At 49.8% G+C, this 24,438-nt stretch carries 15 protein-coding genes; 5 read left to right on the forward strand and 10 right to left on the reverse strand.

Translation table 11 applies throughout. The features are described 5' to 3' along the window. Nucleotides 1-17: 17 nt before the first annotated feature. The 6 genes from N7386_RS15265 to malQ form a co-directional block, all read right to left on the reverse strand. Nucleotides 18-1,601, reverse strand: a complete 1,584-nt coding sequence (locus N7386_RS15265) for a glycogen/starch synthase (protein ID WP_279771043.1) — start codon at nucleotides 1,599-1,601, stop codon at nucleotides 18-20. A 68-nt stretch (nucleotides 1,602-1,669) separates the two neighbouring features. Continuing rightward, complete coding sequence (gene glgC / locus N7386_RS15270; protein ID WP_047535906.1) at nucleotides 1,670-2,932, reverse strand: glucose-1-phosphate adenylyltransferase; 1,263 nt, start codon at nucleotides 2,930-2,932, stop codon at nucleotides 1,670-1,672. A gap of 118 nt (nucleotides 2,933-3,050) precedes the next feature. Beyond that, on the reverse strand, nucleotides 3,051-5,564 hold the full coding sequence (locus N7386_RS15275; RefSeq protein ID WP_279769499.1) for a glycogen/starch/alpha-glucan phosphorylase: 2,514 nt from the start codon (nucleotides 5,562-5,564) through the stop codon (nucleotides 3,051-3,053). Nucleotides 5,565-5,566: 2 nt separating this feature from the next. Then, nucleotides 5,567-7,825, reverse strand: coding sequence for a glycogen debranching protein GlgX (gene glgX / locus N7386_RS15280; protein ID WP_086904373.1), 2,259 nt, complete (start codon nucleotides 7,823-7,825; stop codon nucleotides 5,567-5,569). Beyond that, the gene (gene glgB, locus N7386_RS15285; RefSeq protein ID WP_279769500.1) at nucleotides 7,822-10,059 is read right to left on the reverse strand and encodes a 1,4-alpha-glucan branching protein GlgB; all 2,238 of its coding nucleotides are present in this window, start codon (nucleotides 10,057-10,059) and stop codon (nucleotides 7,822-7,824) included. The genes glgX and glgB overlap by 4 nt, the downstream gene beginning before the upstream one ends. 17 nt (nucleotides 10,060-10,076) lie before the next feature. Further along, nucleotides 10,077-12,482, reverse strand: a complete 2,406-nt coding sequence (gene malQ, locus N7386_RS15290; RefSeq protein WP_279769501.1) for a 4-alpha-glucanotransferase — start codon at nucleotides 12,480-12,482, stop codon at nucleotides 10,077-10,079. 509 nt (nucleotides 12,483-12,991) lie between these two features. Between malQ and N7386_RS15295 the strand changes: the two genes are divergently transcribed. Next, nucleotides 12,992-13,627: a peptidylprolyl isomerase gene (locus N7386_RS15295; RefSeq protein ID WP_279769502.1), complete on the forward strand. Its 636-nt coding sequence runs from the start codon at nucleotides 12,992-12,994 to the stop codon at nucleotides 13,625-13,627. A gap of 59 nt (nucleotides 13,628-13,686) precedes the next feature. Here the strand turns inward: N7386_RS15295 and N7386_RS15300 are convergent, their stop codons facing one another. Then, nucleotides 13,687-14,163 (reverse strand): MarR family transcriptional regulator, encoded by a 477-nt coding sequence (locus N7386_RS15300; protein ID WP_041408827.1) that lies wholly within the window; start codon nucleotides 14,161-14,163, stop codon nucleotides 13,687-13,689. 327 nt (nucleotides 14,164-14,490) lie between these two features. On the opposite strand from N7386_RS15300, the gene yiaY reads away from it, so the two are divergent. From yiaY to N7386_RS15315, 3 genes are all read left to right on the forward strand, one after another. Then, nucleotides 14,491-15,639 (forward strand): L-threonine dehydrogenase, encoded by a 1,149-nt coding sequence (gene yiaY / locus N7386_RS15305; RefSeq protein ID WP_088210573.1) that lies wholly within the window; start codon nucleotides 14,491-14,493, stop codon nucleotides 15,637-15,639. Nucleotides 15,640-16,330: 691 nt separating this feature from the next. Further along, nucleotides 16,331-16,705 (forward strand): cytoplasmic protein, encoded by a 375-nt coding sequence (locus N7386_RS15310; protein WP_086904376.1) that lies wholly within the window; start codon nucleotides 16,331-16,333, stop codon nucleotides 16,703-16,705. Between the two features lie 327 nt (nucleotides 16,706-17,032). Further along, on the forward strand, nucleotides 17,033-17,245 hold the full coding sequence (locus N7386_RS15315) for a hypothetical protein (protein WP_011623515.1): 213 nt from the start codon (nucleotides 17,033-17,035) through the stop codon (nucleotides 17,243-17,245). A gap of 37 nt (nucleotides 17,246-17,282) precedes the next feature. Here N7386_RS15315 and N7386_RS15320 read toward each other — a convergent pair whose 3' ends face one another. The 3 genes from N7386_RS15320 to aceB form a co-directional block, all read right to left on the reverse strand. Continuing rightward, the gene (locus tag N7386_RS15320; protein ID WP_011623516.1) at nucleotides 17,283-17,651 is read right to left on the reverse strand and encodes a hotdog domain-containing protein; all 369 of its coding nucleotides are present in this window, start codon (nucleotides 17,649-17,651) and stop codon (nucleotides 17,283-17,285) included. Nucleotides 17,652-18,025: 374 nt separating this feature from the next. Continuing rightward, nucleotides 18,026-19,348, reverse strand: coding sequence for an isocitrate lyase (gene aceA / locus N7386_RS15325; RefSeq protein ID WP_086904378.1), 1,323 nt, complete (start codon nucleotides 19,346-19,348; stop codon nucleotides 18,026-18,028). Between the two features lie 143 nt (nucleotides 19,349-19,491). Beyond that, a complete protein-coding gene (gene aceB / locus N7386_RS15330) occupies nucleotides 19,492-21,141 on the reverse strand; it encodes a malate synthase A (protein WP_279769503.1) in 1,650 nt (549 codons plus the stop codon). 835 nt (nucleotides 21,142-21,976) lie between these two features. On the opposite strand from aceB, the gene N7386_RS15335 reads away from it, so the two are divergent. Beyond that, a complete protein-coding gene (locus tag N7386_RS15335; RefSeq protein ID WP_279769504.1) occupies nucleotides 21,977-24,424 on the forward strand; it encodes a TonB-dependent receptor in 2,448 nt (815 codons plus the stop codon). Nucleotides 24,425-24,438: the final 14 nt, after the last annotated feature.

The following is a 24,438-nucleotide window of genomic DNA, read 5'->3' on the forward strand; positions in this document are numbered from 1 at the left end:
ATCCCGTGTAGGCAAGCTTAAGCGTAGAGCCGAGTCTGGTATTCGAGGGCTATGCCGTGCCAGTCGAAGCGTCGTGCTTTCGCCTGACGTTTGAGTTGCATCCAATCATTACCGCCAAATGTCTCCAGCGCGGCGCCAAGCTTTGCTAGCAAAGCCTCACCCTGCGCCTTGATGTCGTCGCCATAAAACACAAAGCCATCAACATTATCCTCGACCGTATCCCGCAATCCGCCAACCCCATGCACAAGGCAAGGCTGACCACTACGCATGGCGAGCATTTGGCTAATACCACAGGGTTCGAAGGAACTTGGCATCAGGAACAAGTCACCCACTTGATAAAGACACTGGGAGAGCTCCTCATGGTATCCCTGCAGAAATACAAAATGGGCATACTTGGCCGCAAGGGTTTGAAAAAATTGTCCTATTTCAGGGGCTCCACTGCCCAAAAGCACAAACAGTGCCTTAGGCTGCGTTTGCTGCAACTGTTGTAGCAATGTCTCTAATACCGATAAGCCAGATGGTAATATATGGCGCAGGATCAACACTTTTTGATCGGTCAGCCGGCCAACCGAGGTCAACAGAAAGTCCGGAAACTCCCCCGCAGAGGCCTGACGCCACAAGGCTTGCAGCCGCGTAAAGGCAATCATATCGACGCCACTCACCTGACGTCGCCAGCCCTGCCACTGCACTAGGGCCGACTCGATGCAACTCAGTAGTTCCTTAAACTCGGTTAATCCCATACGTTCGAGGGAGGTTTGCGCTAAAGCCTCTGGGTATTCGCAACCGTTTAAAATGCCAAGCACTCGCCCCTGCTCGGCTTTGCCTTGTAAATCCGCCTCTAAACCTTCACCACCGAAGAACCCCAACTCGGGGCGAGACGGAAGCAACACTTCCTTGGCGTAGGTGGGTGAGACGAGATGCACCTTACCCGCCAGCGTAATTCCCATCCGCATCGGATTGATGCAATGGGGATAACGGGGGTCGATAATCTGGGCGCGCTGGCCCTCATCCAACTGGGCGAATAAGTGAGGATACCAAGCCGCAAAGCTTGAGGTATCATGGCTCAGTGGCCTTATCCCCTGCAGCGCAAGATTATGAATCGAAAACACACATTCCATGCTTTGCAATGCTTGATACTCGGGCGCCAGCGCCCGCAGCATGGCTAAACATCCCGTATGCCAGTCGTGTAAATGTAAAAGCTGAGGCATAGGCACAAGCCCCGCCACTAAGGCTTTGGCTACGCTTGCACACAACAGCGCAAACTTAGTCGCATCATCGGCAAAGGGGCGGTCACTCGTGCCTTGGCTATAAATCTGCCCGGGGCTGGATTGCCACAGCCCATGCTCGAGCAAATAAATATTGGCGCCCTGCACCTTGGGGTGCGCTAGCCAATACAACTTAATCGGCTCCTGTCGCCCGGCAAAACTCACCTCAAACTCATGGATAAGTTTGGCCCCTAGGCCCGTTAAAAATCCGTAGCTTGGCATAATTACATCGGCTTGGATTTCAACACCCGCGAGGGCTTGGGGCAAGTCACGGATCACATCCGCCATCCCGCCCACTTTAGCCCCTTTCAGCGCCCCATTTTCCGCCGCGACCATTAATATGCGTTTCACCTAACTTCATACTCCAACAGGGTTAATATTCAAGCAAATTATCGGCTTGGGCCTTACTCATAGCCCACGGGCAGCCCTAACATATCGCGGGTGACTAAGGTGATGCCTTTCTCGGATACCCTAAAGCCTTTTGCCCTGTCATGGTCGTGGTTATAACCAATCACAGTACCTTCGGGGATGATGCAGCCCCTGTCGATGATGGCGTTTTTAATCTTACAGTGGCGCAGCACCACCACATCGGGCAGTACGACTGAATCCTCAACCACTGAGTAGGAACAAACCCGCACCTCGTTAAACAATACACTGCGGCGCACGGTTGCCCCCGAGATAATACAGCCGCCGGATATAATCGAATCCACCGCCATGCCGCGTCTATCGTCATCGTCGAACACAAACTTAGCAGGAGGTAATTGCTCCTGATAGGTCCAAATCGGCCATTTGGCATCGTAGAGGTTTAAGGCGGGCGTGGGCGATAACAATTCCATATTGGCCTGCCAGAAGGAATCCAAGGTGCCCACATCGCGCCAGTAGGCTTGCTCGTTGGGGAAGGCGCTCTTAAAGGGATAGGCGAACACTTTATGTTTTTCAATGATCGAGGGAATAATGTCTTTGCCAAAATCCCGATCGGAATTGGCATTTTGCGCGTCTTTCTTCAACTGTTCGAACAAAAACTCAGTGTTAAACACATAGTTGCCCATCGAGGCGAGGCACTTCTCAGGATTGCCTGGGGAATGTTTAGGATACTTAGGTTTTTCTTCAAATCCTAAGATGCGCATCTCGTCATCGACTTCCATCACCCCAAACGCGCCCGCCGCTTCGGCCACGGGCACCTCGAGGCAGGAGACTGTCATATCGGCGCCGGATTCGGCATGGGCCGCCAGTAAGCCAGCGTAATCCATGCGATACACATGGTCACCCGAGAGTACCATCACGTACTTGGGCAGCTCATGGCGGATGATGTCGATATTTTGGAATACCGCGTCGGCCGTGCCCTGATACCAATTCTCAGAGTAACGTTGTGAGGCGGGTAGAATTTCCACCGACTCACCTAATTCCTTTTTAAAGTGGCCCCAACCACGCATCACGTGGCGAATTAACGAGTGCGACTTATATTGGGTCACCACCCCAACGCGGCGGATCCCCGAGTTGATGCAATTCGACAGCGGAAAATCGATGATCCTAAACTTACCCCCGAAATACAGCGCGGGTTTAGCGCGCCAGTCGGTGAGTTCATGTAAACGCGAGCCTCGGCCACCAGCCAGAATCAATGCATAGGTTTCACGAGTTAAATTACTGATATAACGTACATTAGACATAGGCTCTACTCCCCAAATAGCACATCAGTGCCGATTGCTTCACAACCACTCTTCCCTGCCGCCCTAAGGCCGCAGGATTGCATACAACTGCGCATTCCTTTGCTCATCAACCTCTCCGTTACAGTTTCCAAATATCATCTCGATAGCCAGCAATCGTCACATCACTGGAGAAGCGACCACTGGCCGCCGTGTTGCGAATACTCATTTGCGTCCACTTTTTCGGATCTTTATAGGCCTTAGCCACAGCCTCTTGGGCGAGGCGATAACTGTCGAAATCCGCCGCCGTCATCCACTGATCATCCGGGCTTTCAATCGAGGCGATAATGGGGTCGAAAATACCCGGTTCCAGCAGGTTGAAATGGCCGCTCTTGAGTAAGGCCATAACTTCGGATAAGGCGTGGGACTCGGCGATAATCCGCTGTGGTTGGTAATCACAGCGCATTTGGGTCACTTGCTCGGCGTTGAGGCCAAAGAGGAAAAAGTTATCCTCGCCCACCTCTTCGAGCATCTCGATATTGGCGCCATCCAAGGTGCCTATGGTGAGTGCGCCGTTCATCATGAACTTCATATTGCCCGTACCCGAGGCCTCCTTACCCGCGGTGGAGATTTGTTCGGAGACATCGGTACCGGGGCAGATTTTTTCCATGGCACTGACGTTGTAATTGGGCAGAAACGCAAAGCGCAGATAAGGCGCCACCACAGGATCGCAGTTGACCATATGGGCAACATTACTGGCGAGTTTGATGATGAGCTTCGCCATAAAGTAACCGGGCGCCGCTTTACCGCCAATCAGCACGCAGCGTGGCACTAGGTGCTCTGTGTGCCCCTGCTGGATTTGATGGTAGAGATGGATCACATGCAGAATATTGAGTAGCTGACGCTTGTATTCATGGATCCGTTTAACCTGCACATCAAACAGCATTGCAGGGTCAAACTCAACGCCACATTCCTTGGCGATCATCTTGGCGAGTTGCACCTTGTTGGCTTGTTTCACCTCACGCCACTTTTGAATAAAACTGGCGTCTTGGGTTAAAGCATTGAGCGCCGTCAGCTGGCTTAAGTCCGTCACCCAGCCCTTGCCTAAATGGCTGGTTAACAGTTTGGCGAGCGCGGGATTGCAGTGGGCTAACCAACGTCTTGGGGTCACGCCATTGGTGCGATTGTTAAATTTCTCCGGCCACAGGCTATAAAAATCCTTAAATAGGCCCGACTTTAATAACTGGGTATGCAGCGCTGCCACGCCGTTTACCGAAAAGCTCGCCACTATGGCTAGGTACGCCATGCGCACATGGGGATCGGGCCCATCTTGAATGATCGACATGCTCGCCAGCTTGGCGCCATCTCCCGGCCAGTGGTGGGCAACTAAATCGAGGTATCTGGCGTTGATTTCATAGATGATTTCTAAAATTCGCGGCAACATCAGCGCCATCATACGCACGGGCCAGCGCTCTAACGCCTCGGGCAACAATGTGTGATTGGTATAGGCCATAGTTTGGCTGGTAATCGCCCACGCGGCGTCCCATTCGAGGCCATATTCATCCACCAGCAGCCGCATTAATTCGGGGACGGCAATACTGGGGTGAGTGTCATTCAGTTGGATCACATTTTTCGCGGCAAAATCGCTGAAATCATGGCCGTGGTGATGCACCCAACGCTTCAAAATCGCCTGTAAGCTAGCGGAGGACAAAAAGTACTGTTGACGCAACCGCAGCTCTTTACCGTTTTCGCTGGCATCGTTGGGGTACAGCACCATAGTGATTTGTTCAGCGAGGTTCTTGCACGCCACCGCCTCAGTGTAATCCCCTTGGTTAAACTCTGCTAAATCAAAGTCATCCGTTGCTTCGGCCTTCCAGAGTCTGAGGCTATTCACCCGACCATTGCGATAACCGGGCACGGGCATGTCATAGGCCACGGCGAGCACATCTTGAGTGTCAACCCAAATCATGTGCCTGCGCCCTTGTTTATCGACATAGGATTCGGTGTGACCGAAGAACTTTACCGTCACATTATGGTGCGGAACGCGTACCTCCCAGGGATTTCCCTCCCGCAGCCAGCGGTCTGGACGCTCCACCTGATAGCCATCGACAATCTTCTGGGCGAACATACCGTATTCGTAACGAATGCCATAACCCGTGACGGATAAATCCATGCTGGCGCAGCTATCGAGAAAACACGCGGCGAGTCGCCCAAGGCCACCATTGCCTAACCCTGCGTCGTGTTCGGCCTCCTCAAGCTCCTCAAGAGACACGGAATATTGGCTAAGCGCCTCGCGGCTGTCTTGCTCTAAATCTAAATTTAACAAGGCATTACCTAATGCCCTGCCCATGAGAAACTCCAACGATAAGTAGGCCACTTGCTTGTTGTCATAGCAGCTATCTTTTATCCGCGTCTCACGCCACTCATCCAACATTTGCTCTTTAACGCTGAGTGCCAGAGATTGAAATAACTCACCGTGAGCCACTTCGCCGCGGCTTAAACCGTAACGCACATGGCGATTAAAGGTCGCGGGCAGGGCATCACAGGGCTCGCAGGGTTCGAGTGTCGCTTTTGGCTGACTCGGCGCGGCCTTAGTGGCACGTTTTTTTGGGGGAACGCCGCTGGTATTTGGGCTCAGCTCACTGTTATGACTCATAGTTAATTCCTTATAAAATCAGCATGAAACAGCATAAGACTGCGATCCTGTAACAAGTACCGCGTCGGTGAGGACTGAGCATCCAGCGGCTCAGTGGGAGTTAAAAATTGTGGGTCGGTTTGGGTATGCAGCAGGCATTGCCAAGGCCCTAAACCGTCAAAAACTGGCAGAGTAAAGGCCAAGGGATGCTCATCGGCATTCACCATCAATAGCAGCGCTTGAAGGTTGTCACCCTGAGTCTGTGCTTGAGTAGCGGTTAAATTGCCCGATAACACCACGCAGAGGCTGCGGCCCATGGACTCGCTCCACAGGCTTTTGCTCATCGGCTCACCTTGGCGGCTAAACCAATCCAGCCTCGCCCCCGTTGGAGTTGAGACAGGGTTTACAGCATGGCTTGAAGATGACTCAGAAGACCAATCGAAGGCATTGGCCACTAACTGCTCATGGATAAAACGTTTGGAACACAAGAGCGGGAAGCGTTTGCGTAAAGCAATCAACTGCGAGGTGAAACTCAGCAATGAGCTATCCATGCCATCCGATGACCAATCTAACCAATTCAAGGGATTATCTTGGCAATAGGCGTTATTATTCCCGCCTTGGGTGCGGCCCGCCTCATCGCCGCTGAGTAACATGGGCACCCCTTGGGATAAGAATAATGTGGTCAATAGATTGCGTTGCTGGCGGGCGCGCAGCGCGAGAATGGAGGCGTCGTCAGTGTCGCCCTCTACCCCATAGTGATGACTGAAGTTCTCATGGTGGCCGTCGCGGTTTTCTTCACCGTTGGCCCAATTGTGCCGCTCGCAATAACTCACTAAATCTTTGAGGGTAAAACCATCGTGACTGGTTAAAAAGTTGATACTGGCGGCGGGAGGGCGGCCGCTATGCTCAAAGAAATCCCCCGAGCCATGAAATCGCCGCGCAAACTCGGGCAGCATGCCGTGATCGCCCCGCCAGAAACGCCGCATGGTGTCGCGGTATCTGTCATTCCACTCGCTAAAGGCCACCGGGAAATTACCCAATTGATACCCACCCGGGCCAATATCCCAAGGCTCGGCAATCAGCTTCACCCGGCACAACACGGGGTCTTGCAGCAACGCATCAAAAAAACCACTTCCGGGGTCAAATCCATAGGCTTCACGGCCAAGACAAGCGGCTAAATCAAAGCGAAAGCCATCGACGCCCATCACTTCGACCCAATAACGCAGCGAATCTAGCACTAACTGCAACATGCGTGGATGATTGAGGTTTAAGGTATTACCACAACCGGTATCGTTGATATAAAAGCGTTTATCGTTTGGATGCAGGCGGTAATAGCTCAGATTGTCGATACCGCGAAAGCTAAAGGTCGGTCCGAGGCGACTGCCCTCGGCGCTGTGGTTATAGACCACATCGAGAATGACTTCGATACCCGCGCCGTGTAGCGCATCCACCATAGTGCGAAACTCGCCAATATCCTCACTCGAGAGATAACTCGGCTCAGGCGCAAAAAAGCCTATGCTGTTATACCCCCAATAGTTAGATAGCTGCTTTTCAAGCAGAAAGGGCTCGGAGAAAAATGCCTGAACTGGCAGTAACTCGACACAATTCACTCCGAGATTGACTAAGTAATCTATCGCGGCATTCGATGCCAGCCCGGCAAAGGTGCCACGCAGCGGCGCATCTATCTCAGGGTGCAGCGCGGTAAATCCCTTTAAGTGCATCTCATAGATAATGCACTGCTCAAGCGCTAGTGGCTCACGCTTGCTTGAGAGTGGCCGAATAGCATGCGCCTTAGCGGCATCAAAAAGGGGCCGAGTATCGACCACTTTGCACTTAGGTACAAAATCCGCGTTATCTAAGGTGCTGAAAGATAAGTCCTCGTTGGGGTTATCAATCTCATAACCAAAATTAGCGATATGGTGGTGATAGCGTCCCACGAGCTGGCGCGCGTAGGGGTCTAATAGCAACTTATGCGGATTAAATCTGTGGCCTAATTGCGGCTCGTAGGGACCATAAACACGGTAGCCATAAAGCTGGCCGACACTCAGTCCATGCACATACAAATGCCAGATTTGCTGGGTCTGCTCCGTCAAGGCGATGCGTTGAATTTCCACCTCGCCTTGAGCATCAAACAGACATAACTCCACCCCAGTGGCATGGGCCGAAAACAGGGCGAAATTCACCCCGCCATCATCGACCGTCGCCCCCAAGGGAAAGGGCTGCCCCGCGCTCAGATTATAGGCGGTTGAGCCACCAGCATTTACAGGCACAGGATTCGTCATAGGCTGGTATCTCTTGGCGTATCCGTCGCAGGCCCGAGGATTAAGCAACCCAGAGGCGGCACAGTGATCAACGCGCTCGATGCCATGCCCTGCCAAGGTAAATCTTCGGCAATCACCTTGCCCGCATTCCCCTGATTGCTGCCACCATAGAGATGGCTGTCGCTATTGAGGTACTCACAGAAATCCCCGCCTTGGGGCAAGCCGATACGAAATCCTTGGTGCAGAGTGGGCGTCATATTCACCACAAACACTAAGGGCACATCACTGCCCTCGCCATAGCGAACAAAGCTAAAAATACTGTCGCGACCATTGTCACAATCGAGCCAGCGAAACCCCTGCGACTCATAGTCGAGCACAGATAAAGCGGGGAATAGGCGATAAAGCTGATTCAGATCCCGAAGCCAGCGCTGCACGCCTTGGTGGGGCTCGAAGGCAAGCAAATGCCAATCGAGGCTATGGTTATGGTTCCATTCGTCACGCTGGGCGAACTCGCTGCCCATAAACAGCAGTTTTTTGCCCGGATGCCCCCACATAAAGCCGTAATAGGCCCTGAGGGTGGCGAATTTTTGCCAATCATCGCCGGGAATTTTATGCAGCAAAGAGCCCTTGCCGTGCACCACTTCATCATGGCTAATCGACAGCATAAATTGCTCTGAATAGGCATACATCAAACTAAAGGTCAGCTGGTTATGGTGATACTGGCGATAGATGGGATCTCGGCCTAGGTAGCTTAGGCTGTCGTTCATCCAGCCCATATTCCACTTAAAACCAAACCCCAGCCCACCGCTATCCGTCGGCTTAGTCACCCCCGCAAAGGCGGTCGACTCTTCGGCTATCATGCAAATGCCGGGGAAGGCTTGATACAAACGTTGATTCAACATTTGCAGAAAATGAATCGCCTCTAAATTCTCCCGTCCGCCATAGGCATTGGGTAGCCATTGCCCGGGTTCGCGGCTGTAGTCGAGGTACAACATGGATGACACAGCATCGAGCCGCAGGCCATCTAAGTGAAATTCCCGCAGCCAATAGCAGGCATTGCTGAGCAGAAAACTACGCACCTCACCGCGGTCGTAGTTATAGATCAGCGTATCCCAATCGGGGTGCGTGCCTTTGCGCGGGTCTTCATGTTCATAGAGGCAAGTGCCATCGAAACGCACAAGGCCATGGGGATCCTTAGGGAAATGCGCCGCGACCCAATCGAGTAACACGCCAATCTCGGCCTGATGGCAGGCATCGATAAAGGCCTTTAAGCCATTGGCATCGCCAAAACGATGGGTCGGCGCGTACAGTCCAACGGGTTGATACCCCCAAGAGCCGTCGAAGGGATACTCGCTGACTGGCATCAACTCGATATGGGTAAAACCTTGCTCCTTCACATAGGGGATCAACTGTTCGATTAAGTCTTGATAATCAAAATATTGCTCACCGAACTCACCTTTTCGGCGCCAAGAGCCTAGCTGTACTTCGTAGATAGACATAGCGGCGCGATGCCAAGCCGTGGTCGCACGTTTGTGCATCCATTGTGTATCCGCCCAAGGATGTTGGTGTTTTTTCGGCACTATGGAGGCATTATGCGGTGCACATTCCATTTGGGTCGCCATGGGGTCGGATTTGGCGTGGCGCTCGCCATTTTGATAAACCAAATCAAACTTATAGTGCGCGCCTTGGGCAACATCTGGCAGAAAAATCTCCCATAAGCCGTTGGCCATATGTTGGCGCATCACATGGCGAGTCTCGTCCCAGTGGTTAAAATCCCCTACCACAGAAACCCGCTTAGCATTGGGCGCCCATACGCAAAAATGCACGCCTTCGACGCTATCGATTTGGCGCCAGTTCGCACCTAAAAAGCGATAGGCCTGTTCAGAGCTTCCCTCACCGAAGAGGTATAAGTCCTGACTATCGAGGAGGGAACCAAACTGATAGGGATCGATAATATCCTGCTCACAAAGGGGGTAAGTCACCCGTAGCGCATACAAAAAAGGCTTAACCCGTCTGCCAAGCGTGCCCGCAAATAGTCCCGCCTCATTGACGCGCTCAAGGCTCGCCACCTTACGGCCATCCTTAAGACTTATCACATCAACTTTTTGGGCGTTGCGTAAAAAACAGCGCACCACCAAGGCCTTACCCTCGTTGATGCTGTGCATACCGAGCAGGGAAAACACATCCGTATATTGACCGTTTAACAGCGCGACATCGCTACCGTCATAGAAGTAAGTCTGGGCTTGAGTCATCATTTGGCTTCCATTTTTAGTCAAAGGGTATCTGTATGCGCAGCCGTTTCTGGCAAATGTCTTGCCGCAGCAATGCGTTGCAAACGCTCAGCCAGCGCAGGCCTAGCTGCAGCTTCGCTTAGGCTGATGGGCAATCGGCGCTGCCAATTGGGGTACTCGAGCCAAGTGCCGGGAATATTCACCGCATGGCGATCCCCGAGCAGATCGCACCATTGCACACTGTAAAGTGCGCTGTTACCCGAGGCACCAAAGGGCATCCACGCCGTTAATAAATCTTCAATATCAATCTGTTGAATATCTGTCTCCGGCAATAAGCCCTGGGAGATTAAGCACTGCGCGAGCTGGTGTTTTTCCTGCTCACGTCCGGCTAAGGCCTCACCTAATTGCTCGTCGGTATTGAACAGTTCGAGTTGTCGCCTCAGGTGCAAATCGCTGCCCGTCCACCAGGCGACTAACGTCGGCACATCGTGGTTTGCCAGCATCATCAAACTCTGGAACTTATAGTGGCTCGGCGGCTTAAAGCCTTGATGGTCTTTGCAGAAGTAGAACAACTCGTTGGAGTAAACCCCCGCCTGATACAGGCGATGAATAATATCGGGCGGCACTAGGCCTAAATCTTCACCAATCACCACGCAGCGGGCGCGTTGACTCTCGAGACAGAGAATCGCCAACAGGGTTTCGACCGGGTAATACACATAGGCGCCATGGCCGAGGCGCTTATCCAGTGGCCACCACCAGAGTCGCAGCAGCCCCATCACATGGTCGATTCGCAGCGCACCGCAGTGGGTCATATTGGCGCGAGTCAGTTCAATAAAATGGCGATATTGATGCTGTTTTAGCTTGACGGGATCGAGGGGCGTAAGTCCCCAGTTTTGTCCCTGCGGCGCGAAGGGATCTGGCGGCGCGCCTATGCTGGCGTTTAAGCAGAACTGCTGCGAATTGGCTTGAACCTCAACGCCTTGCAACGCGGCGCCTACGGCCAAATCACGAATAAGCCCTATGCCCATTCCCGCTTCTTTGGCTTTGAGCTGGCACAATTGCAGTTGATCTTCGGCCACAAACTGTAGATATAAATAAAAGCCTTCGTCCTGCGCGATGGCCCTTGGGCTACGTAGCGATTCGGCTTGGGCAAATTCCCTGAGCGGCGCGCCCTGCTCTGCAACAAAATCCTCAAATCGCTGCGCCCTGGGTGTGTTTGGCTGTAAATGGTGTTCGCAAAAGACAGTATATAAACGTGCAAAGGCGCGGTACTTAAGCTCGCTGACTTTGGGGTAATCGAGCCAGTTCTCCGCGTTGAGTAGGGCAATGGCTTCTTGCCATTCTTTCGCCGCAAACTCCGTTTTTAATGGCTCAAATTCAGACACGCTAGGTAAATGAATATACAGCGGATTCAGCCTTCTACGATCGCAGGGACTATAGGGACTCGGATGTTCCGGCGCGGCAATATCTAAGGCATGCAATGGATTAAGTTGAATGAAATCGGCGCCATATTCGGCCACTAAACCGATAAGTTGTTCTAAATCGCCAAAGTCGCCCATGCCCCATTGGCTTTCACTGCGCAGACTATAGAGCTGAAGACTCACGCCCCACGGTTTATGGCGCTTTCCTTGAGCCACAGCACTCATTACCCCTTGATAGGCGGTTCTCGGTGCCACCATAAAAGTGCCATGGAACTCAGTCGCCTTACTTGCTGCCGAAATGCTTGCTGATGAGTTGCTTGCTGCTGGGGTGCTTGTCGATGCAAGGCCTTGCTGATCATCTGCCAGCCCAAGCAAACTGACGCTCAGAGTGTGGTAGCCCAATCCCAAGCAAGATAAATCACTTAAGTTGTCTTTATTGTTAGATGTGTTTGGCGCGGCGCTGACATTTTCCCATGAACGGCGCAGCTCAGCCTTGCTATCTTGCTCAGCAGCATCGCCCGCATCACGGCAATGAAACTCATGACCTAAGAGGTCGAGGCGGTATTGCAGGAACTGACACTCATTGGCAAAGGGACTATTGCCAAACTGTGCCAATTCCTGCGCCTGAATACGATAATCCCCAATCGGTTTTAGCGCCGAAAACGGCACCTCGAGAATAACCCTCTCCCCTTGCTCACAGGTAAAGGTGAACAGCAGATCGCCGCGGTAAGATTGAGGTAAATACAGACAGACCCAAGGTTCGTCGACATAGCACCAATGAAACGCCGGCAACACTTGTGTCCAATGGTGTGCATCGAGTTCATATACCTGAGCGTCAAGCTCATCGCCACTGGGTAAACTCGTTAATGGTTCATCCTTTGCCTCGCAGGCCTGAGTATTTTTCTCCTGCAACATACAGGTCAAAATCCCTTGCCTGTCAGCCTCGGGAATGCGGATGTACTGGCCGAAGCAGTCGGTAAAGTCTGCTCCCACGCCCCGCAAATACAGCAACTTCTCCAGCCCCATATTTGTCGCCCCCGCGACTGCTCATCCATAGCCTTAGATAGGCAGTAACCATGCCAGCGCAAAATAACAGCATGAAGACAGATTTGTGTCAGCCAAATGACAACAAAGAAAACTTATAAATCAGCATCTTGAATAAAATGCGTGCCTTTATCGCCCAAGCCTTGGGCCATGGGGCCACCTCGCAAACGCACTAGTTTGAAGCAGGGAGTGATTAAAAAAGGTGCAACGCGCTTAAATGGCGCAAGCAAAACAGCGTCTTATCTTGGAGCTGTATTTAATGAAGTATCGCCGAGGTTGAATCCCCAGCGCAAACTCCCAATCCCGTATCAGCAACTAGCTGCAACACTTTGTATCAATTGCATTTTTCATCTTGAACTCCAGTTCATCGCTCTGTCACTATGCGCGTTCAAAACAAAAACAACACCTAATCGCAACATTTATCTACAGCTACTTACATCATTCAAAGTGGCAGGAATAAATGGCGAACGATGCAAAATAAGGAAATTGATATGAAAAGAATCACGGGACTTTTACTCGCCAGCAGTTTGAGTTTGGCCCTTGGCGCCTGCGGCGGCAGTGGCGACGATGAATTAACACCAACGGTCCCGACTCCCGATCCAACCCCACCGAGCTTAAGCGCCGATGTCTGTTATTTAATGAGCACCACAAAGGGGGATTTGACCTTAGCCATCGACCTCACCCATATGCCGATCACGGGTAAAAACTTTAAACAATATGTCGATAAGTCATTCTATAACGGCACTTTATTCCACAGAACCATCAATAACTTTGTGATCCAAGGCGGTGGTTTCACCACGGGATTACAAAGCAAGCCGACCAGCGCGCCGATTAAAAACGAGGCAGCCGTCGGCATCAGCAACAAACGCGGCACTATCGCGATGGCGCGTACCACAGTGCCAGACTCAGCGACATCACAGTTCTTTATCAATGTGTTAGACAATCCGCAGCTCGATGCTTCGGCGAGCAGCTATGGTTATGCTGTGTTTGGTAAAGTCGTCGAAGGAATGGATGTGGTCGATCAGATAAGCATTGTGCCGACCAAAACCAGCAATGGTTTTAGCGACACACCAGTGAATGAAATTTTGATCAATAGCGTGACGGAAACGAACTGCCCCGCCGCCTAGCAAAAATAACAAAGCACTGTAGATACAGTGCTTTTGTATTATTTAGCACCAAAAGGGGATTATTCGTCCCCTTGAATTTTACCCACCAACAGCATAGGCGCGGCATCAATTTTATCGGCGTCCATCATGGCGGCAATACGCTCCACCGATGAGAGCAACTGACTCTGCTCCCACTCTTCAAGATTTTGATATTGCTTTATAAAGTGCTCTTGAAGTGGTTTAGGCGACTCTTGCAATAATGCCCGCCCCGCCTCACTTAAATGTAAATGCACCTTGCGCTTATCGGACTCGCTGCGCTTGCGGATCACTAATCCCCGCCCTTCGAGCCTATCAATAATTGTCGTCACAGTGGCTGGGCTGAGGGTGATTTCTTCGGCCACCTGCTTGGCTAAGGGAGCGCCGAGCTGGGCAATTTTCTGCATCACCATTAACTGCGGCCCCGTCAGGCCTGAATGTTTATTGAGTTGCCGGGAATGAATGTCGATAGCGCGGATCACCCTGCGCAGTGAAATCAGCAGTTGTTCGTATTTTTCCATCGTGCTTCGCGTGCTCCTCATCAACCCAACGGCCGCACCTTACCAGAAACTCAGCCACAACTCACCTCGGCGGGTAATTTTATCGCACATTCGTCCTAGGATAACTAAACAAGTAAAAGCTGAAAAAAACCTTAAAAAACATAGCGTATATCAAGCCTGATCCCTGTCATAAAAGTTCATTATTTAGTTATCTAGTTCCAACTTTAGTGGGAATTTCACCTCAATAAACTGCCTAAGCCGATCTAGATCACATCTTGCATACCCCTTAATTGGTAGCTTGGTCACCAGAAAGAAACAAATTTAATTTACAAGCAAATAGGTGGACTTATGGCTGCTAAATTTTTTATCCCTTCCGTCAACGTATTAGGCAAAGGCGCCGTCGATGATGCTATCGGAGATATCAAAACATTAGGCTTTAAACGCGCGTTAATCGTGACGGATAAGCCTCTCGTCAAGATTGGTCTGGTCGGTGAAGTGGCCGAAAAACTCGGTCAAAACGGCATTACTTCAACCGTGTTCGATGGCGTGCAACCCAACCCAACCGTAGGCAACGTCGAAGCTGGTCTTGCGCTATTAAAAGCCAATCAATGTGATTTTGTGATTTCATTAGGCGGTGGCTCACCCCACGATTGCGCTAAGGGTATCGCCCTTGTTGCCACCAACGGCGGCAGCATCAAAGACTATGAAGGGTTAGACCAATCCGCTAAGCCACAGCTGCCATTAGTGGCCATTAACACTACCGCTGGCACCGCCAGTGAAATGACCCGTTTTTGTATCATCACTGACGAAGCTCGCCATATCAAAATGGCAATTGTCGATAAACACACCACCCCATTACTGTCTGTGAATGACCCTGAGCTGATGCTGAAAAAACCAGCGAGCCTCACAGCTGCAACAGGCATGGACGCGCTGACCCACGCGGTTGAAGCCTATGTGTCTATCGCTGCGAACCCAATTACCGATGCCTGCGCCATTAAAGCCATTGAACTTATCCAAGGCAACTTAGTGAATGCGGTAAAACAAGGCCAAGATATTGAAGCCCGTGAGCAGATGGCCTATGCACAATTCTTAGCGGGGATGGCTTTTAACAACGCCAGCTTAGGTTATGTGCATGCGATGGCGCACCAATTAGGCGGTTTCTACGATCTGCCCCACGGTGTATGTAACGCCCTGTTATTACCCCATGTGCAAGAATACAACGCCAAAGTGGTACCAGATCGCTTAAAAGATATTGCGAAGGCCATGGGTGTCGATGTAGCCAATATGACCGATGAGCAAGGTGCTGCGGCGGCGATCGCCGCGATTAAGGCCCTATCCGTTGCGGTAAACATTCCAGAAAACCTGACGTTACTCGGGGTTAAAGCGGAAGATATTCCAACGCTGGCCGAAAACGCCTTAAAGGATGCCTGTGGTTTCACTAACCCTAAACAGGCAACCCATGAAGAGATCTGCCAGATCTTCACTAACGCGTTATAAACCCGCGTTATAGAGCATTCGCATTAACGCCGTCTGTCGCGCGCCAATTGACAGGATGTTGTTCGGCTAGCGCAAGCTAACGACATGAGAATCGGCCCAAACAAGGGATCTTGTTTGGGCCTTTCTTTTGGGCTGAACCAGCCAATTTTGCACTACGCCATAATGTAAAAAACCGCCGTAGCGCCTTAATCTTCGGCAGTTGGGATCCCATAGATCGAAAAATCGTCCCAATAGCGTAAAAACGTGATCTTGGTGGGTTACATGCTGTTACAAATCCGCTAGACTGGCTCTAGTTCGCTTTTTCCCTGCAAAAGATGAAGCCAGCTCAGAGGCCCATTCTAAGGAATGGGCCTCTGTCCCTTTTAGCACCCGCCCCTACACCTCCCCAATAATTTGCTACTGTTTAATGGCTCACTGCACTATGTAGATCCTATCGCTTATTTGCTGCTTTATTGCGCAGTAATTAAGCAAAAACGAATTTGAGTGCAAAACTGAGAGATAGCACATAGATATTCGTTAAAAACTCATGCTAAATAACACTGAATGGAAATGAATTAACTGACTCATTTTTAACCAAAAATACTTGTAAAAACTGTGATTTAACTCGGGCGATATCAGCGCAATTAATGATTGACCGAATTCAAAAACGATGCCTATGATGGCAGCAACATCCTCAACAGGTAGGTACGCTATGACAGCAATTACTCATGTATATAACTACACAGTTAGATGTCCGCATTACAAAGATCCCGAACATCCAGTGAGTTGGTTAAACCACATCGAATTAAACCAATCCAGTGAAATTGCCTTAAACCGTATCACCAAATGGCATGAACTCTCAGGCAGTAAATCCTTCGAAACCAGTAAGTTTGTAGTCCGCAAAGCCGATAATGAAGAAGCCTACTTCTCCATGCAGAGCGATAGGCTTAAAAATGATGGTCATGCGCTGGTCACCTTTAAAATCTTCCTCGATACCTGCTGCGACGATGCCGCCCCAGAAGAAATTATGCAGCACCTGATTGATGACTATCAGCAGCGTTTAGCGAAACTCGACCAAGCCTCATAATGCTTTGCTTGGGAGTGACATGTCACATAAGCGATTAATCGCTAAGTTAAATAGCAACAATGCCAGGGTTAATACTCTGGCATTTTGTTTTACTGACCTTGCTAATCAATTCATTCTAAACCGCCACTCATCCGCCACAGACCCACGCCTCGTTAACTTGGATGAAGACATTTCATCTTCACTCAAGCAAACTGATTCATTATCCCTAATCTAATAATTGGGCTACAAAGATTGGAGCTCCGATAATTGGATTTTCAGATTATTAAGGCGCGGTACAGCAGTATTTGGTATCTTGCCTAACAAACGTGCGTTATCAGGATGAGTACAATGAAAAAAGCGATGCTGTTAATACTACCACTGCTACTGGCCACCACAGCCTGCGCCGATTTAAAGGATGCGGGTCGCGCCATTGGCACCACCACTAAAGATGTGACAAAAGAGATTGGTCACGCCACCCGCGACACCACCAAAGCCATTGGTCATGCCTCACGGGATGCGGTGAAATCGGTTAAAGAAGAACTGACGGAAGATTCAGAGTGACGCCCATGCGTCACTCTGCTTTATCGGGGCTCAATCCTTAGGCCGCGTTGGCGCGAATACCATGAGGCACGGGTAAGCCCTGGGCATTCACGTTTACAAACACCATCTTATCGATACTAACTACTGGCGCTTGCGTCATCTTATTACGCACTTGGCAACTGACCGTAATGGAACTGTGCCCAAGGCTGACAAGCTCCAAACCAAATTCCAACACATCCCCCTGCCGCGCCGGCGTCATAAAATTGATTTCAGAAATCAGCTTAGTCACATGGCTGGAGCTCTTCATCTGGCACGCAGCAAAGATGGCCGCCTCCTCGTCAATCCAACTCAATAACTGGCCGCCAAATAGGGTATTTGCAGGATTTAAATGTTCAGGTTTGACTAAACGACGACTGTAATATTTCATGACGGTGACCTCACTGTGAATGCCAAGTTTTACAGCCAATTCACAGCATTATTTAGGCCAAGATAAATAGCCATTGAATAACAATGAGATAGCATTAAGTTATTGTAAAACGGTTAAAAACTTGCACCAACTCGAGTCAGAGTTGCACCAGAATAATCAATTAGATAAAAAAATAGCGACTCAGAGAGTCGCCAAGCTCAGGCAAGCAATGTATTGACTGGGTAGGAAGTTAAGTCACAAGGTTTGACTTAAAAACCCGTGCAGCACATGTAGGCGAACTGCACGGGGGACAACAGCTGCAATGCAGCTAAACACAGGGTTTACGGGTACAACATCTTACGGGTAGAACCTATTCGCGATACAACAGACTTCGCTTAAAACTGCTCTTCTTCGGTCGAGCCAGTCAGTGCAGTCACCGATGAATGACCGCCTTGGATCACTGTGGTGACTTGGTCGAAGTAACCTGTACCCACTTCCTGTTGATGCGCGACGAAGGTGTAGCCTTTCTTCGCTGCTGCAAACTCAACTTCTTGAACTTTCTCAACGTAATGCTTCATACCTTCACCACGAGCGTAGTCGTAAGCCAGGTCAAACATGTTGTACCACATGTTATGGATACCCGCTAAAGTGATGAACTGGTACTTGTAGCCCATGTCCGACAGCTCTTGTTGGAAGCGCGCAATCGTCGCGTCATCCAAGTTTTTCTTCCAATTGAACGAAGGTGAACAGTTGTAGGCCAGTAATTGGTCTGGGTACTGAGCATGGATTGCCTCAGCAAAGCGGCGTGCTTCTTCTAAGTCAGGCTTAGCGGTTTCACACCAAATTAAATCCGCATAAGGTGCGTAGGCAAGACCGCGAGAAATCGCTTGGTCTAGACCCGCTTTCACGCGGTAGAAACCTTCACTGGTGCGCTCGCCAGTCACGAAGTCACGATCGTATGGGTCGCAATCAGAGGTCAATAAATCCGCTGCGTTCGCATCGGTACGAGCGATAACTAAGGTTTCAACACCGCTCACGTCGGCTGCAAGGCGCGCTGCAACTAACTTTTGTACCGCTTCTTGGGTCGGTACTAATACTTTACCGCCCATGTGGCCACACTTTTTCACTGAGGCTAATTGGTCTTCAAAGTGCACACCGGCGGCGCCAGCGTCGATCATCGACTTCATCAGCTCGAACGCATTCAGTACGCCACCAAAACCCGCTTCCGCATCGGCAATAATCGGCAGGAAGTAATCGACAAAGTTTTCTTCTTCCGGATTAACCCCATTGCTCCACTGAATTTGGTCAGCACGGCGGAAAGAGTTGTTAATACGAGCTACGACCGCAGGCACTGAGTTTGCTGGGTATAAAGATTGGTCTGGGTACATAGTGCCCGCTAAGTTAGCGTCGGCCGCCACTTGCCAACCAGACAGATAAATCGCTTCGATACCGGCTTTAGCCTGTTGTACCGCTTGGCCGCCAGTCAGTGCACCTAACGAGTTCACATAACCTTTTTTTGCGCCACCGTTGACTAAATCCCACAGTTTAGCGGCACCGCGTTTGGCAATGGTGTTTTCGGGTACGATAGAACCACGAAGTGCCACAACTTCCTCTGCAGTGTATGGGCGACGTACGTTTTTCCAACGTGGATTCTCAGCCCAATCTTTTTTGATCGCGTCAATTTGTGCCTGACGTGAAGTCTGTGTTGCCTTAGTCATAGTGTCACTCCTTTCTCTGTGATGTTGTAGCAAGTGAAGCTGCCCCACAGCCTCACCCTGCCCATTGGTTTAATTGGCGGCTTGGCCGCCATAACGCATTCCATGTAAACGCATTCAGTGTTACAGCATTAAAACGCTAATCATTAAGCCGTTAGCATCTCGTAACCGGGTAAGGTTAAGAAATCGACCAACTCATCCGAAGTGGTAATATCCTCAAGCAATACAGCCGCTTGGGTAAATTTGCCGTGGGTGAATCTGTCACCGCCCACTTCTTTTTTCACATTTGCTAACTCTTCCACCAGCATGTCCTTAAACAATTGTTTAGTGACGGGTTTGCCGTTTGAGAGTGACTTGCCATGTTGGATCCATTGCCAAATCGAGGCGCGGGAGATTTCCGCCGTTGCCGCATCTTCCATTAATCCGTAAATCGGCACACAACCGTTACCACTGATCCACGCCTCAAGGTATTGCAGAGCGATGCGAATATTCAGGCGCATCCCTTGCTCAGTGCGCTCACCATCACAGGGTTTTAATAACTCAGCGGCGAGGATCGGTGCATCCACATCACGGGTGATATGCAATTGATTTTGATGATCTTGGCCTATGTATTCGTTAAAGATCCCCATTGCCGTATCAGCAAGACCAGGGTGAGCAACCCAAGTCCCATCGTGACCATTGCGAGCCTCAAGCTCTTTGTCCTTACGTACCCGTTGCAACACGGTTTCGTTCTGAGCGGGATCCTTCGCTGGAATAAAGGCCGCCATGCCGCCCATCGCCAGTGCGCCACGTTTATGGCAGGTTTTGATCAGCAGTCTTGAATAGGCGCTTAAGAAAGGCGTATCCATGGTCACCGCTTGGCGATCCGGTAATACACGGTCGCTATGACGCTTTAATGTTTTGATATAGCTGAAGATATAATCCCAACGACCACAGTTCAGCGCGACAATGTTTGAGCGTAATTCATAGAGAATTTCGTCCATTTCAAACACTGCGGGTAAGGTCTCAATCAAACAGGTACATTTGATTGTGCCAGGCTGCAGGCAGAATCTTTCTTCAACAAAAGCAAACACTTTTGCCCACCAACGCGCTTCGATATGGCTCTCGAGTTTAGGAATATAGAAGTAAGGACCACTGCCCTTCGCCAGCAATTGGCGATAGTTATGGTAAAAGTACATCGCAAAGTCGAATAACGCGCCGGGAATGGACTGCTGGTTAAATTCAACGTGCTTCTCTTTTAAGTGCAGGCCACGCACACGGCAGATTAATACCGCAGGATTTGGGCCTAACTTGTAGTGTTTACCGGTTTCAGGCGCGGTGTATTCAATCTCACCGCGCACGGCATCACGCAGGTTAATCTGACCTTCCACGACTTTCTGCCAGCTCGGTGCTAAGGAGTCTTCAAAATCCGCCATAAACACTTTGGCATTGGCATTAAGCGCATTGATCACCATCTTACGTTCGACGGGACCGGTGATTTCGACACGGCGATCGAGTAAGTCATTCGGAATACCACGGATCTTCCATGCGCCGTCACGAATAGCGCGAGTCTCGGGTAAAAAGTCAGGCAAAGCCCCTTTATCGATACGCGCCTGTCTATCTTTACGTTTGGCGAGTAAGGTGGGCACTTCTGTCGCAAATTCACGGCAAAGTGACTCAAGCAACGCCAGCGCGCCTTCGGTAAAAATCACCTCCTGCCCTGGGATGGTATTTCCCACTAAGGCCAGAGTGCCATTCGCAGTGGCCTTATTCTGTGTCGAATTCAATTGCTGTTCACCTAAAGTGTGTTCCGTCATCTTCTCGCCCTCCCAAGAGGCTAACCTTTTGCTCGTTTACGACCCGTTACCAGCAAAGACATGAGTAACATGTACAAACATTCACCATAAAACATTCAAATGTTTGTTTAGAACCAAAACTTACAGACAAACATTTGTATTTGCAACTATCCAAAAGTGCCATAACCGCTAAAAAATTTGACCAAAAAACCTCTCAAAATTGGTCTGACCAAGACGCAAAATACAAACCAAACAGCTGATAAATAACAACTTTAAAATCATTAGCTAAATAAGATTTTTCTTATCGTGAAATTTGTCAGACAACTTTACCACTACAAACGCATTGTAATTTTATACGTAATTTAATTACCTATTGAAAATTTAAATATACAGCATTTTTAGCCTATTCGACCTAAGTAGAAACCTGTGTGCGTTTTGAACTCCACTCGGAGGAAAGCGGTAAAAATCAACAAAACCAATCAATTAACAAAATAGAAACAGATTAAAAATTTAAACACTCGTTTAACTATTACGTTTACGTAAACAGTCGAATAAGGAAGGGGAGAGTGACAGGGTTCACGGGTTATGTTTCTCGATCAAAAACCCGAGTCGATGTGGTTAACCCAAAAAATAAATCACTTTTTTATAAAAAAAATGAAACAAATTAGAAATCTGACCCAGCATTGCTCCAAATGAAGGCAGCAAGTGATAGTGAAGGTCTTTATCCCCAACACAGTTAACCGTATTTCATATGTAAAGATAACCAAGCTTCATGGTCTTTTAAGTGCCAAACAAGGGGTTGCAAACTAGATGAAAATCATTATCATTCGCGACCTTTCTGATTGGGGGACTTTCAATGCCAGTATTACAGCCTGTATTTCGCTTATCGCTTATTGCACTCGCCTGCCTCAGCGCTTTACCACACACAACCTACGCCGATGACACACCTTCAGCTCGCGATGAAAACGTCGAGCGTATAACGGTATACGGCAGACAAAACTCTGTGGTGAAAAACTCAGGACTTGCGACTAAGTCAGATATGTCCTTGATGGAAACCCCTGCGGCGGTTGTTATCGTTGACCAGGAGTTGATTAACAGCCAAGGAGTCGACAATCTGCAGGACTTAATTCGCAATATCAGCGGGGTGACTCAAGCGGGCAATAACTACGGCATTGGGGATAACTTAGTGATTCGCGGCCTCGGCGCAAACTACACCTATGACGGCATGTATGGCGGAGCCGGCCTTGGCAATACCTTTAACCCCACTCGCTCCCTAACCAATGTGGAATCCGTGGAGGTTTTAAAAGGGCCAGCGACTGGACTCTACGGCATGGGCAGCGCGGGCGGCGTAATCAACCTGATTGAAAAGAAACCGCAATTTGAATCCAAACACAAAATCACCACAGAAGTTGGTCAGTGGGATACCTACTCGCTCGCCATCGACAGTACAGGTGAGATCACAGATGATCTTGCGTACCGCTTAGTCGCCAAAACCGCCCGCAGTGAAGGCTACCGTGATTTAGGCGCCGACCGTGATGAAGTGTTCGGCTCACTCAAATGGGTATTAAGTGATAGCCAAGATCTGATGCTATCCGGCGCGTATATCAAAGACGCCATTGCCGTTGACTCCATCGGCCATCCAATCCGTATCTACAATGCCGATTCTGTCGGTGGCAAAACCGCGGGCGAAGTCACTTGGCAAGATTTGATAAACGATCCTAAAGGTCAAGGCATACAACTGACCGACGAGCAGCGTCAGCAATTAGCGGCGTCACTCGCCAGTGGTGATGGTTTAACTCCCTATTCCTTTGGTGACGCGGGATTAATTTCTCCCATGGCAAAAGATAATGAAGGTGAAGAATTAAGGTTCAAGCTGACCCACAATATCTACTTTACCGATAATCTGTTCCTCAACCAGCAGTTGCAATATCGCGACTACACCACAGGTTTTGCCCGTCAAACAGGGGCCTACAACTATGTGTACTGGAATAACAAAGGCAAGATAAACGCCGATCCCCGCGCGCCACTGGTTGAAAATGGCGTGCTCTATCCCTTTGCCGCCAGACGTCAGGAATACCGCCAACTCGATGCCGAAGAAACCTCATGGCAGTATTTTGCCGATCTACGTTACGACTTCCAAATCGGCAATATCGACAACGAATTACTGGTGAACGCTAACTACGAAGACCGCAACATTCGCCTCGAGCAATTCTCGATTTACGATGCAGATCAAGTCATTAAAAACAAACAAGGCGAAGTGATTTACCGTGGTTCGCTACCGTACATTTACGATATCCGCAATCCAAACTGGGGAACGGGTAAATTTGCCGACTACGATCCACTCAAAACCGCCAACTACAACAAAACAGTCAGCGCTTGGGGCTTAGGCGTGCAACATGTGGGTTATTTAGGTTATGGCTTTACCACCCGTGTTGGCGTGGCCTTTAACGAAATCAAACAGAGCTATGAGCACTTAGGTGTGGATGAGCGCTACAGCGCGAGTCAAGCGAGCCCCACTCCAGAGGAAGATAGCAAAGATAACGGCGTGACCTACAACTTGGGCTTAACCTATATGCCCATTGATGATTTATCATTTTTCGTCAATCACTCAAAGGGTCGCACCGCCTATAGCATCTTAGGCTCAATCACGGGGGAAAATACCGACCGCGAAGACTCAGAATCCGTTAGTAACGATCTCGGTATGCGCTTTAAAGCCTTTGACGATCAGATGCTAGCATCGCTGGTGTTCTTTAAAAGCTCACGCACTAATGTGCCTTACAACAACCCTGACTATAACGCTGGCGTGTCAGGTGCCGAGGTGCCCGTGTACTTTTACGATGGCAGCGAAGATACCCAAGGGGTCGAGCTGGATCTCAATGCCCACTTAAACGATAACTGGCGCATCAACCTTAACGGCATGTATCAAGACGCTAGGGATAAACAAAACCCGAATGACAAAGCCAACTACGACAGCCGTCAAAAAGGTGTGCCCTATGTGACCGCCAGTGCTTGGGTAACCTATGGTGCAGACTGGTTTGCCTTAACAAGTCCTATTGAGCTGAGTTTAGGCGCCAAGTATGTGGATAATAGAAGCACACACTCAAGCTCATTTGGCATCCCAGATGGTTATGTGCCGAGCTACACCTTAGTGGATTCTGCCATCAGCTACGCCACCGACTCTTGGAAGTTACAATTGAATATCAACAACCTATTCAATAAAGACTATTACAGCAAGGCGATGTTCCTCGGTGGCATGCCGGGCGAAGAGCGTAATGTGAAGCTGCAATATAGCTACAGTTTCTAAGCGTTTTCCTTAAG

The sequence above is a fragment of the Shewanella sp. GD04112 genome (assembly GCF_029835735.1).
In the GTDB taxonomy this organism is placed as follows: domain Bacteria; phylum Pseudomonadota; class Gammaproteobacteria; order Enterobacterales; family Shewanellaceae; genus Shewanella.

What these genes read in the sequence shown, in the direction of transcription:
- N7386_RS15310 (WP_086904376.1), top strand. Translation starts at nt 16,331, where the DNA reads ATGACAGCAATTACTCATGTATATAACTACACAGTTAGATGTCCGCAT.
- N7386_RS15300 (WP_041408827.1), bottom strand. Translation starts at nt 14,163, where the DNA reads ATGGAAAAATACGAACAACTGCTGATTTCACTGCGCAGGGTGATCCGC.
- glgC (WP_047535906.1), bottom strand. Translation starts at nt 2,932, where the DNA reads ATGTCTAATGTACGTTATATCAGTAATTTAACTCGTGAAACCTATGCA.
- yiaY (WP_088210573.1), top strand. Translation starts at nt 14,491, where the DNA reads ATGGCTGCTAAATTTTTTATCCCTTCCGTCAACGTATTAGGCAAAGGC.
- glgX (WP_086904373.1), bottom strand. Translation starts at nt 7,825, where the DNA reads ATGACGAATCCTGTGCCTGTAAATGCTGGTGGCTCAACCGCCTATAAT.
- aceB (WP_279769503.1), bottom strand. Translation starts at nt 21,141, where the DNA reads ATGACGGAACACACTTTAGGTGAACAGCAATTGAATTCGACACAGAAT.
- aceA (WP_086904378.1), bottom strand. Translation starts at nt 19,348, where the DNA reads ATGACTAAGGCAACACAGACTTCACGTCAGGCACAAATTGACGCGATC.
- N7386_RS15265 (WP_279771043.1), bottom strand. Translation starts at nt 1,601, where the DNA reads ATGGTCGCGGCGGAAAATGGGGCGCTGAAAGGGGCTAAAGTGGGCGGG.
- malQ (WP_279769501.1), bottom strand. Translation starts at nt 12,482, where the DNA reads ATGGGGCTGGAGAAGTTGCTGTATTTGCGGGGCGTGGGAGCAGACTTT.
- N7386_RS15335 (WP_279769504.1), top strand. Translation starts at nt 21,977, where the DNA reads ATGCCAGTATTACAGCCTGTATTTCGCTTATCGCTTATTGCACTCGCC.
- N7386_RS15295 (WP_279769502.1), top strand. Translation starts at nt 12,992, where the DNA reads ATGAAAAGAATCACGGGACTTTTACTCGCCAGCAGTTTGAGTTTGGCC.
- N7386_RS15315 (WP_011623515.1), top strand. Translation starts at nt 17,033, where the DNA reads ATGAAAAAAGCGATGCTGTTAATACTACCACTGCTACTGGCCACCACA.
- glgB (WP_279769500.1), bottom strand. Translation starts at nt 10,059, where the DNA reads ATGATGACTCAAGCCCAGACTTACTTCTATGACGGTAGCGATGTCGCG.
- N7386_RS15275 (WP_279769499.1), bottom strand. Translation starts at nt 5,564, where the DNA reads ATGAGTCATAACAGTGAGCTGAGCCCAAATACCAGCGGCGTTCCCCCA.
- N7386_RS15320 (WP_011623516.1), bottom strand. Translation starts at nt 17,651, where the DNA reads ATGAAATATTACAGTCGTCGTTTAGTCAAACCTGAACATTTAAATCCT.